Here is a 10,806-nt window from a genome sequence, read left to right as displayed (position 1 = left end):
TAGCTTGCGCCACCTTTCCGTCTTCCCTCATGCGAGAGAAGACTCTATCCGGTATTAGCATAAGTTTCCCTATGTTATCCCAGTCTTACGGGCAGGTTGCCTACGTGTTACTCACCCGTCCGCCGCTAGCCTCCGAAGAGACTCGCTCGACTTGCATGTATTAGGCACGCCGCCAGCGTTCGTCCTGAGCCAGGATCAAACTCTCCAATAAAGTTTGAAAACAAACTGACTTCAAGTAAAACACAAGCTTTATTACACAGATTCATTCTATCCGGTTTTCAAGGAACATCATTTATTTATCATCGCATCGTTTGCTTCAAGCAGAGGCGACGTTTTTTAATATAGCATAGGCTAAAATGGATTGCAACAGGAAATTATAATTAAGTTGGGAGTTTTTTTGGCTAATAACTCTCCCCCCTGCAAATGCCAGGTATTAAAATATAACAAAAACAACTAGCTATAATCAACTGGAAAAATCGTCCATACTAGTGATAAAACCTACGTCATAACGCGAGGAACGAACATGCTCCGTGCCGTCAGCTACAACATTCACAGTGGTCGAGATCTCTTTTGGCGCAAACGCCTAGAACAAATGGTACAGGCGTTAAGAGAAATACAGCCCGACGCCATAGCTTTGCAGGAGGTTCACCAAAACCCAAAATACGGATATCAAGCGGATTACATAGCTGAGCAATTGGATTACCAGGTTGTCTTTGCTCCTTCGATCGCACTGGCTGGAGGGTATTACGGGAATGCCTTTCTGACTCGCCTCCCCATTCACGATACGAAGGTCATTTCGCTCCCTGCAAAACGCGAGAAACGCACGTTATTAGACGTGTCCGTCAAATGGGAGGGTCGGGATATCTCCATTTGGAATACCCACTGCAGCTTAAACAAAGCAAGCCGCTTTTATCAGCTGCAGCTACTAATGACTCTGACAAGTCAACAGCTTGAACTGCCACGTCTCGTACTTGGGGATTTCAATGCGTCCTCGATCTCCTTTTCTCCTTATTACATTGACTGCGCCATGGCACATGGAAAAGAAAATTTGCACACGCTCCCCGCTTTTCGCAGACGACTAGACTATATCTTCGTCTCGCAGCATTGGGATGTATGCCGCTACGACTTGTACCCGATAGCCTGGTCAGATCATTTGCCCGTGATCGTGGACCTACGTTTGCACGACGCCTAATTCCTGCAAGATAAACCCTTTGACATCCACTAATCGGGCTGGTGTCCGAAACTTGCTCGACGAACCTGCAATGAGCAGCGGAATGATGGAATCCTGCTTGTGCAACGATCCATGGCTTCCCCCTCCCAAATGAGTCGGGGCACACTCCGACAAAAACTCATAGCTCTCCGCAGCACTCATTACGACTACGGGACCAGTCTGTGAAAAAATAGAGCCATACAAGCGCGAAAAGGCATCCGGGAACTTGTCAAACAGTAGGACATCCCCTTCTATGCGCGCATCAATAACGCCCAGATCACCCTCGATGCCCCAGGTTAACCCGTATATATCGCGATTCGGCCCATTTTTCCAGAAGCGCATAGTTTGATCCGTACCGCCACGTCGTACCACGATTTTTTCGTTTTCCCGCCACGCGATCAGGTCAATGCGCTCATCTACAGAAACCGCATCGACGATCGGCAAAAGCTTGGATTCCTCAGTCGGATACAGGAACGTCATTCTTTCGTTATTGCAGATGACCACATCCATTTGCGGGGTGACCTTCGCCCCTAACGGATGGATGCTAAAACGAGAGAGGAGCCGATCCAAAGAAATGTTATGATCTTCACTCTCCCCAATGATCGTCTGGCCATGATCACTGATCAGTATGCAAACGTTGCGCTCCAGCATCTGCTCCCAAGAGTCAAAGCTGTCCAGAAAGCGAACCAGATGCTTATCCACGTCCGCCAAATGTTGAATCGCATCCAACGGAGATTTGTGCAGCTTATGATCATTTTCAGGCAAATACACAAGTGTAAAGTGCGGCTGTTTCCCACTGCGGATCACTTCGATCAAAACATCGATGGCATAGGTATCGTTGATGCCATAGCCTTCTGTAAGGGTCTGCGCCAAATTCCACGTGATCGGACGGAAAATCTCTGGTCGCACCAACGTGCCCATACTCATGATCGTCGGCCCACTCATCTTTTCACGCAGTTGAAAGGAAGTAAGGGCATCCAGGAGGGGAGGAACATGCACCTGATGCTTTTTGTGCCCACGGTGGGCTATTACGTTGATAGAGCCGGATACAAGTTGATTTTCCTCGAGCTCCTCATGTATGGTCTTTACTTCTTTGCTCAGATGTCGTTCATTCAGGTCAAACAGCACATTGGTCGCACAGTGTGTTAACCCCATTTTTTTGACGGGAATCGCCCCGTTGATATAGTTGTGCATTTTTCCTTTTTCAGGTTCGTACCAGACCAATCCAGGAACCTTGTGCTGATCAGGATACACGCCTGTGATTAATGAGCAGTCAATAGAAGCCGTCATCGTAGGAAAGACAGTGACGCAATCTGGAATATACTGTCCCCGCTCCATCAAAAACTGCATGCCCGGCGCTTTTTTTGCAGCAATGCATCTCTCCAGGACATCTGGCATCATGGAGTCGATCAGGAATAAAATAACCTTTTTCATCCGTCTGCCATCCTTCGTCTGTCATGTCGTCGTACATGGTAGTTTTTGATTCCCACACTCCCCCTATTCGCCCGAATTGAAAAAGCCTACCTGCGCGATAGCTCGGCAGATAGGCTTGCGTACGATCCTTTTAATTCGTTTGATAGCGGAGCGTGTGCACGCCATTTTGACTTTGCAGCTGTAAGGAGGGATGACTTTTCAAATAAGGAGCAAGAGAAACGTAATCCTTCTCTCCAATTGATTTGTCGCCCAGCAGATGGGAAAGAACTGCCGCTTTGATCTGCAGACCATCGGAGGCCTGCTTGAAAAGAGGATCTACCGTTGGAAATGGAACCCCATTTACTATGGTATCTCCATTTTCGTCGCTCAGCTCCCAGTTTGTCACGTTCAAGGAATGCAGCGCTTCTACAACTTGCGCCCCGTAATCCTCAACCAGCATATCCGGCTCCAAACCGACGTGGTTGACCACCGTATGCTCGGGGGTAAAGTACTCGTTCAGCGTCAGCTTCAGAGCATCTCCTTCCGAGAGTGGAATCACTTGCTGTGCGCTGCCTTTTCCATATGTTTTGGTTCCAACAAGCTTAGCGATTCCATGGTCGCGCAGGGCACCGGATAAAAGCTCCGACGCCGAGGCTGTCCCCCCGTTCACCAAGATGCGAACCGGAATACCGATGTCCCGGCCGTTACGGACCCATGTCTCCACTTCCACGCCATTGCGGTTCGTTGTGTACATCAGCAAGCCTTCCTCCATAAAGAGACTGGCGATGTCACGGGCAGTCGAAAGATACCCCCCACCGTTGTCGCGCAGGTCCAAAACAAGCCCTTTCATTGGCTGCCCGGAACGAGCAAACTCGGCAAGCTTGTCTCTCATCTGAATGGCCCCATCCGATCCGAACGTTTCCAGGCTGATATACCCGATGCCGCCTTTGGTGAACAGCTGCCCTTCTGCCTCAGGCAACGAAAGCGAAGCACGCTGGAGCTTCACCTGAAACTCGCGGTCCTCTGACGCTCGATAAATAGTCAGAACCGCTTCGGTTCCCGCTTCTCCTTTTAAATAGGCATATGCCTCTTCAAAGCTTTTGCCCACCAGCGAAATATTGCCTACCTTTTTCACCTGGTCGCCCCGCTTCAATACCTTAGAGGCTGCCGCGGGTGAACCCGGAACGATTTCGCGTAAAATCAGCTCGTTGTTTTGCATCCGCATGCGGAAACCAAAGCCGACGAATTGATTTTCCACATCGGATTGGAACAAACGCAACTCATCCGAAGTGAAAAAGACACTGTGCGGATCATTTAAGGTAGAGAGCATCCCGTCGATCGCCCACGTATTGATGGTGGTGGAATCCCATTTTCCTTTGGCTTGCCATTCCGCCATACGCTGCTCCATCTCCCCCAGCGTATCGTCCTCCGCGGAGACAGGGAGTTTCAGCTGCTGCTTCTCATTGGCATGTTCGCTAATGGATTGCAGCGCGCCTTTTACCAATTGTTTGACTTCCGGCTTGCTCAAGTGACTTTCCATGACGTGATAAAAAACTTCTTCTGTCTCCATATAGGGTCTTTCTGCTGCATGTGCTGGTATCACAGTGGTCAAAAGCAAAACAGCTAAAGCCCATTGACTCAACCGTTTCATGGTGTCACCTCTTTCCGAACCTCATCGGGGATGGAAACCTTGACGTTAGACGACAGATTGTACTGATCCGTCCCCGAATAGGCCACATACTCCCTGTTCTCATAAATTTCTTCGTACCGCCATACATGCTTGACCAGCTCGTCACTTTCGCGGTCAATATAGTATTTATTCATATAGAGGGAAACGTTCTTAATCTTCCCTCTGCTAAACGAAAGGCTTTTTGCTTTTTCCGTAAGAGCGGCACCCGGAATCCACTCTGTGATGATGTCATATCGACCAAATGATTGCTTGTAGTAGCGGGCATGCAAATTGTTCATCCGATCTTGGATGCTTTGGGTCCCTACCCATTCATGCACGAAATCCAGCTTGTCTGTCGGATGCTGCACCCAGCCCTGTTTCTTCGTGTCATACGAATACTGGATCTTTTTCTGACCGTCTGTATACGTCTCAAGCTTGTCCGAAACCAACTGCTGGGGAGATTGGTAAAAGCCCTGCGTATGGCTGGAATTGCGCGTAGCGTCTACATCCTGCGTGTATTTGAAGGAAAAACCACTCAAAAACGCTTCCCCTTTTACCTGATAAGACGAGACTCGATCCAGATGGTTCAACGTATAGGTCAGATCAGTTGCAATCGATGGCTGCTGCTTGAGGGAGGCAAGCTCCTGTCCCAAGAGCTTAACCAGCTGTGTCATCCGCTCATCCGAGGGCTTTGGCTTCTGTTTTGCGAGCAAAGACTCCGCCTCTTGGATCCGCCCTTCCTGAACTAGGTAATAAGCGGAATTCAAGAGCGCCTCTGCATGCCTGGAAGCAAACGTTTCATACCGAACCAGGGCTTTGTCTGTCAGCCCAGCTTTGATCTCCAAGGCTCCCAGATAAATCGCCAAGGATTCCCATTCCTCTGTATCCTGCTTGAGCTTCGGCTCATACGCTGCCAAACGCTTCAATACTTTTTCATACTCCGCCGAATCATTCGCTCCCATCTGCAAAGCGATATCATACACGTTCGCACTCAGCAGGCGCAAAGTATCTGGCAAAATGATCTTATCCTGAAAATACGCATCAATAGAACGGAATGCTTCTTCCAAATTGTCTGTCAAAGGTGTCGAGGGGTTCCAGCTTAAATAGAAATGAACGCCGATCTGATTGGAAAACGAGTTGCTCGCCAGCTTCTCCAGATCAAGGTAGGTATTATCTGTATCCTCATGATTGCGAATGGCTTCCACCGCGTTCACATACATCTTCTCATCTGACGTTTTGGAATCCGTATACGTTACAAACAAAGGGAAAAGCTCCTGAATCTCGGGAACCATCGGAAATTTCGAGCCATCGTAATCGAGCAAGGGCAGAATGGTATCCTGCAGCAGGTAGGTCATCAAGCGATCCGCTGCAGCGGCTGCCTCTCCTCTTTTCAAAAGGTCTGTGCTCTCACCCTCGAGCCATCCCCAGCTCTTCACTTCCTCCCATGCCCTTTGGTTGTCACCTGTCATGGTAAACATTTGCATGAGCTTAGCCGCTTCTTCGTGGGTGATCGCTTGATTCGGCTTCATTTGCTCCCCAGGAAACACTTGAGCAATCGCATGTGGACCATACAAACGATCCAAGATATACGAAACACGCAGCGTAGGCGTGTACATCCAAGTCAGGCGGTCGACGTCCTTGTAGGGCAAATACGGCTCTTCAAAGCCCTCGCCCCTATTCCATTCCGCGTGCTCCGACAAAAATGTCAGGGGATATAGCTGGTACTGTCCTCCGTTGTACAAGCGATCGATTAAAGCCACAAACTCTGCTCGGGTCATATCGCGATTTGGGTAAAAAAGTGGGGCACTGCTGCCTGCTGCAAAAAGCCCCGCCTGAACTCCACGGATAATGGAGGTCTTTGCCCAATGGTTGCTAATGTCCCCGTAAGGCATAAAGCCCCCAGCCGCAGAGGCAAAGCCGGGGGTAAGCAGCGTAGCAGCGAGAAGAACACAGGATAACGTTCGTATGAATTTTTGCACGTGAATCCCTCCTACACTTCAACTGGCAGGCCATTAACCGACTGGCCAATACGCCTGGTCTCCTATACAAATTGGAACGGATCCGTGTGCATAGTCGATGCAATTACTTCTGTCTGATAGCCGTTTGCTTTCAGTAGTTCATTTAGGTAATCAGCCAGCTTTTGCTTCATGATCTTTTCGATATTGTGGCCAGCATCAATAATCGAAAGACCCTCTGCCTGTGCGTCGTGAGCGGTGTGGTAGCCAATATCGCCCGTCAAGTAGGCATCCGCTCCCTTAAATATCGCTTTGGAAACAAAGGAGCTTCCGTCGCCTCCCACCACAGCCACTTTTTTCACTTGGCCGTCCAAATCCCCAACAACGCGTAAGCCTTGCAAAGAGAAGCGCTCTTTTACTAGCTCTGCCAGCTGTCGCAGCGTCATCGGCTGTGGCAATACGCCAATTCGGCCGATGCCATAGCCTGTTCCAGCCTGCTCGAGTGGAATGATGTCATAGGCGACTTCTTCATAGGGGTGCGCAGCGAGCATGGCTTTTACAACCGCGGACTGTCGAGAAGCCGGCACAACCATCTCCAGCTTGACTTCTTCGACCTTTTCCAGCTTGCCTGTGGTCCCGATAAACGGATTCGTGCCTTCCCCTGGCATAAAGGTCCCTGTTCCTTCTGTCTGGAATGAGCAGTGGCTGTAGTTTCCGACAAAGCCTGCTCCAGCTTCTGAGATCGCTTGAAAAACAGCATCCCGATGCGAGGCGGGTACGAAGACCGCGAGCTTTTTCCAGCTGTCGCGGTGGATGACATCCAGTACCTCCACCTTGTTCAAGCCGATAGCTTCCGCCAGCCAATCGTTCATGCCACCGACAGCGACATCGAGATTTGTATGAGCCGTATAGACGGCAATATCATGCTTAATCAGCTTTTCGAAGACACGGCCTGCTGCCATATCTGTGCGAATGTTTTTAAGCGGGCGATAGATGACCGCATGGTGCGCAACAATCAGATCCACGCCTTCTGCAATCGCCTCATCAACGACGGATTCCAGAACGTCCAGTGCGACCATTACCTTTTTCACCTGTTTTTGCAAAGTGCCTACGTGAAGGCCAATCTTGTCTCCTTCATACGCCAACGATTTGGGAGCCAATCGCTCCACGTATTGAATCACAGTCTGTCCGTGCGCAAACATGCAATCACCTCATCGATCCATTCAACTTCTGCCGTAATTTCCTGTATCCGGGCTGCTGCTTCCGGTTTTTCCGAGCGGCTTAGCTGCACAAGTACCTTCGCCCATTTTTCTCGTTCATGGAGCCATTTTTGTACGAGAGCAGGCTGTTTTTGCTCCCAGAGGAACGGACCGATTCGCAGCAATTCTACCTTGGTTCGGTCCTTGTTTTCATAAGGCAGCTCCACATTTCCACGCTCTGCCACTAAAATTTCATAGACGATCCCGTCTTCTTCCAGAATCGTTTCAGCGATCAACTCCCAGCCACGCTCCAAGAACCAGCGGCGGACGATTTCCTCCCCCACATTTGGCTGTAGAATCAACCGTTTCACACCAACCAGCTTGTCCACGCCGGCTTCGAGGATGGAAGCAATAAGCTGTCCGCCCATCCCCGCGATACAGACCACATCTACTTCACCGGGAGTGAGTACGGCCAAACCGTCTCCTTTTCGTACAGATGCGCGGTCCTGTAGTTGCAGCGTATGTATTTGTTTAAGCGCTGCCTGATAAGGTCCTTCGTTTACTTCGCCTGCGATTACATGCGATGCGATTCCCGATAGAAGCAAATAAGAAGCCAACAACGCATGATCCGACCCGATGTCGGCGACGCGGGCTCCTTGGGGGCAATAGCGAGCAATCGTTTCCAGACGCTTGGAAATTGTTACATATGTCATGTGTCTCTTCACCTTCCGTTCCCTCTATTCTACCCTATTTGGGAGCGATTGCCCAATGCTAAATACCTGACAAAGAGCGCGCAAAGAACGACAAAAACCCCGCTGGCGTTTCTCAGCGAGGCTCTCTTCAAAGTATGATTTAGCAGCCAATTTCACGAGCAATGACATTGCGCAGAATCTCGGATGTCCCTTCCCCGATCTCCAGTAGTCTGGCATCACGGAAAAAGCGCTCTACCTGATATTCGCGCATGTAACCGTACCCTCCATGGATTTGAATCGCCTGATGAGTGGCGGACATGGCAACCTCGGAAGCATACAGCTTTGCCATGGCGGCTTCTTTTGTGAAGCGACGACCGTTGTCCTTCAGCCATGCAGCTTTGTACACCATGTTTCGCGCAAGCTCGATTTGCATCGCCATGTCTGCCAGCTTGTGCTGGATCGCCTGGAATTGGCTGAGTGAATTTCCAAAAGCGGTTCTTTGCTTGGCGTATTGCAGGGCCTTATCATAGGCAGCCTGCGCAATTCCTACAGCCATCGCCCCAATTCCGATCCGTCCTCCGTCTAGCGTAATCAGGAACTGCTTGAAGCCCTCTCCCTGTTTCCCCAGCACATTCTCTTCTGGAACGCGCACATTCTCCAAAACCAGCTCTGTCGTATTGGAGCTATGCAGGCCGAGTTTCTCGTAATTGGCCAACACGGTAAAGCCAGGCGAATCCGTCGGCACGATAAAGGCGGTGATTCCGCGCGCCCCTTTCTCTTTATCCGTAACAGCTGTCAAAGCGAGAAAGGATGCATAGGAAGCATTGGTAATAAAGCATTTCGATCCATTGATTAGCCAACCGTGATCATCGAGCACTGCTGACGTTTTCGTGCCTCCTGCATCCGATCCCGCATTCGGCTCCGTCAAGCCAAATGCCCCAAAGCTTTCTCCTGAGCAAATTTTGGACAGATACGTACGTTTTTGTTCCTCTGTTCCAAATAAGGAAAGGGGAGCCCCTCCTAGGGATATATGCGCCGAGTACGTAATTCCCGTCGAACCACAAGCTCGGCTGAGCTCTTCCGTTACAATCGCAAAGCTCGTGGTATCTGCCCCTGCACCGCCATAATGTTCTGAAAAAGGCAGTCCCATCAAGTTCAATTCTGCCATCTGCTTAAATACCTCAACAGGAAACTGCTTCGTCTTGTCGCGCTCATCTGCACCAGGCGCGACTACCTCATCCGCAAACTCCCGAATCATTTTTTTCAACATAAGCTGTTCCTGGGTCAAATCATAGTTCATTTTTGAAGCCCCCTTGAAAGCGCTTTAGTGTAGTGGTAAAAAGGATTGCGGCATTTTGACTGAGCGTTTGTTCAGAATTCTCTTACCATTATACACCATAGCTCCCCTCCTGTGGAGTTACATTTATAATCTCCTTGGCCAGAAAAAAGCACGCCTTATTTTTGGCGTGCTCCCACTACAATAGCCCCGATAAAAGAAAGAGCTCCCAATATGTACCCAATACTATAGGTCTTGTAGCCCATAAGCTGAGCAGCCGTTTCCCCTCCGAGAAAAATGACGGCGAGCAAAATTCCGATCAAAACTTTCCACTTGTTGTCCACTCTATCACCTCAACCCCTTATCCCCACCCATTGTAGCAAACAGCAAACCACCGTGTCAGGGAAATCCAAAGTCATCCTCTCTACAGACGCAGCCAGGAAAACCAATAACCACGCGTAAAGAAAAACAAGGCAGAAGCCAGAAAAACCTTTAGAAATAGCAGCAGCTGGATCACGTCACGTTTCGCTTCCGGTATGTAGAGAGCCTGCACCTCAGCTCCGAAAAAGGCAGCCAATCCGCAGAAGGCAAAGACTCCGGCCCATTTGGGATTGCCGCTGTTCATGAGAAAGCCCAATCCTGTCCACACACAAGCCAACGGTACCCAGTACAGCTCCGAACGCCACCATGAATACTCTTGACTGATTCGGCCCATTGTAGCAAATCCATATAAAAGGGCCAAGCCCAGCATGCCGCCATAAAGCAGGTAGGTAAACCCAAACAGAAACGCACTCGCGCACAGCAGAACACATATCAGACCCAAGTAAAACAGAATCATCGGGGTTGAGCCACCCATTTGGATAATGCTGTATATCCCACCCGCGATCAAGACGATGAAGGAGAGAATTAAAAAAAGATGGGTGAGAGGCGGTGCCGTGCGGCGAAATACTAGTCCCATAATATAGAAAACAAGTGCGAAACAGGCAAAGATGGTAATTTGCATTGGGGTTTGAAAACGGTTAAAATGAAAAGCAAGTAAGATCAAACCTGCAATAACAAAGGCACCTAGGAGCCATGCCATTACCATTTTACCGGTTATAGGAGACGAGTAGGAAGCAGGTGTCTTATAAATGACCTCCGATTTCTTCCTTTCGCTTTTGGCTACGGCTGGTGAAGAAGCCTGAGGCCGGTCTCCTTCCGTATACAGATTTAATAGGAAAATGCAGTAATGTTCAGGCAGCAAATGATTTCTCCGCCAGTTTTCAATCTCTGCAATAATGATACGTTTGCGCTGGTCGTCCAACGCGGCCCCTCCTTACTATCGACGGCAAAGGTCTGATTGGTGGAAAAAGAAAAGCCTACGTAGGCTGTACGTAGGCCACATATTACTAT

Annotated in this window: 9 protein-coding genes and 1 rRNA gene; 1 reads left to right on the top strand and 9 read right to left on the bottom strand. The window is 49.5% G+C overall.

Translation table 11 applies throughout. The features are described 5' to 3' along the window. Positions 1 to 211, bottom strand: a 16S ribosomal RNA gene (locus EDM55_RS29120); the annotation flags it as partial. A gap of 312 nt (positions 212 to 523) precedes the next feature. On the opposite strand from EDM55_RS29120, the gene EDM55_RS29115 reads away from it, so the two are divergent. Next, positions 524 to 1,192: an endonuclease/exonuclease/phosphatase family protein gene (locus EDM55_RS29115; protein WP_092268957.1), complete on the top strand. Its 669-nt coding sequence runs from the start codon at positions 524 to 526 to the stop codon at positions 1,190 to 1,192. Here EDM55_RS29115 and EDM55_RS29110 read toward each other — a convergent pair. The 8 genes from EDM55_RS29110 to EDM55_RS29080 form a co-directional block, all read right to left on the bottom strand. Beyond that, a complete protein-coding gene (locus EDM55_RS29110; RefSeq protein ID WP_092268959.1) occupies positions 1,172 to 2,644 on the bottom strand; it encodes an alkaline phosphatase family protein in 1,473 nt (490 codons plus the stop codon). The genes EDM55_RS29115 and EDM55_RS29110 overlap by 21 nt on opposite strands. A 130-nt stretch (positions 2,645 to 2,774) precedes the next feature. After that, a complete protein-coding gene (locus tag EDM55_RS29105; RefSeq protein ID WP_092268961.1) occupies positions 2,775 to 4,274 on the bottom strand; it encodes a S41 family peptidase in 1,500 nt (499 codons plus the stop codon). Continuing rightward, positions 4,271 to 6,271 (bottom strand): S-layer homology domain-containing protein, encoded by a 2,001-nt coding sequence (locus tag EDM55_RS29100; protein WP_092268963.1) that lies wholly within the window; start codon positions 6,269 to 6,271, stop codon positions 4,271 to 4,273. Before EDM55_RS29100 ends, EDM55_RS29105 begins: the two co-directional genes overlap by 4 nt. Positions 6,272 to 6,333: 62 nt before the next feature. Continuing rightward, positions 6,334 to 7,449 carry a Nif3-like dinuclear metal center hexameric protein gene (locus EDM55_RS29095; protein WP_122962036.1) on the bottom strand — a complete coding sequence of 372 codons (1,116 nt, stop codon included), beginning with the start codon at positions 7,447 to 7,449 and terminating at the stop codon, positions 6,334 to 6,336. After that, the gene (locus EDM55_RS29090; protein ID WP_122962035.1) at positions 7,425 to 8,159 is read right to left on the bottom strand and encodes a tRNA (adenine(22)-N(1))-methyltransferase; all 735 of its coding nucleotides are present in this window, start codon (positions 8,157 to 8,159) and stop codon (positions 7,425 to 7,427) included. The genes EDM55_RS29095 and EDM55_RS29090 overlap by 25 nt, the downstream gene beginning before the upstream one ends. A gap of 139 nt (positions 8,160 to 8,298) precedes the next feature. Further along, positions 8,299 to 9,438 (bottom strand): acyl-CoA dehydrogenase, encoded by a 1,140-nt coding sequence (locus tag EDM55_RS29085; protein WP_092268969.1) that lies wholly within the window; start codon positions 9,436 to 9,438, stop codon positions 8,299 to 8,301. A 155-nt stretch (positions 9,439 to 9,593) separates the two neighbouring features. Then, positions 9,594 to 9,758 carry a hypothetical protein gene (locus tag EDM55_RS30555; RefSeq protein ID WP_170184386.1) on the bottom strand — a complete coding sequence of 55 codons (165 nt, stop codon included), beginning with the start codon at positions 9,756 to 9,758 and terminating at the stop codon, positions 9,594 to 9,596. A gap of 80 nt (positions 9,759 to 9,838) precedes the next feature. Beyond that, positions 9,839 to 10,717 (bottom strand): hypothetical protein, encoded by an 879-nt coding sequence (locus tag EDM55_RS29080; protein ID WP_092268972.1) that lies wholly within the window; start codon positions 10,715 to 10,717, stop codon positions 9,839 to 9,841. Between the last annotated feature and the right edge of the window lie 89 nt (positions 10,718 to 10,806).

Source organism: Brevibacillus centrosporus (assembly GCF_003710815.1).
GTDB lineage: Bacteria > Bacillota > Bacilli > Brevibacillales > Brevibacillaceae > Brevibacillus > Brevibacillus centrosporus.
This window is presented reverse-complemented; position numbering and strand designations above follow the sequence as displayed.

Bases quoted from the DNA above. Each gene is read 5' to 3' on its own strand.
- EDM55_RS29115 (WP_092268957.1), top strand. From the start codon at position 524: ATGCTCCGTGCCGTCAGCTACAACATTCACAGTGGTCGAGATCTCTTT.
- EDM55_RS29110 (WP_092268959.1), bottom strand. From the start codon at position 2,644: ATGAAAAAGGTTATTTTATTCCTGATCGACTCCATGATGCCAGATGTC.
- EDM55_RS29105 (WP_092268961.1), bottom strand. From the start codon at position 4,274: ATGAAACGGTTGAGTCAATGGGCTTTAGCTGTTTTGCTTTTGACCACT.
- EDM55_RS29095 (WP_122962036.1), bottom strand. From the start codon at position 7,449: ATGTTTGCGCACGGACAGACTGTGATTCAATACGTGGAGCGATTGGCT.
- EDM55_RS29090 (WP_122962035.1), bottom strand. From the start codon at position 8,159: ATGACATATGTAACAATTTCCAAGCGTCTGGAAACGATTGCTCGCTAT.
- EDM55_RS29085 (WP_092268969.1), bottom strand. From the start codon at position 9,438: ATGAACTATGATTTGACCCAGGAACAGCTTATGTTGAAAAAAATGATT.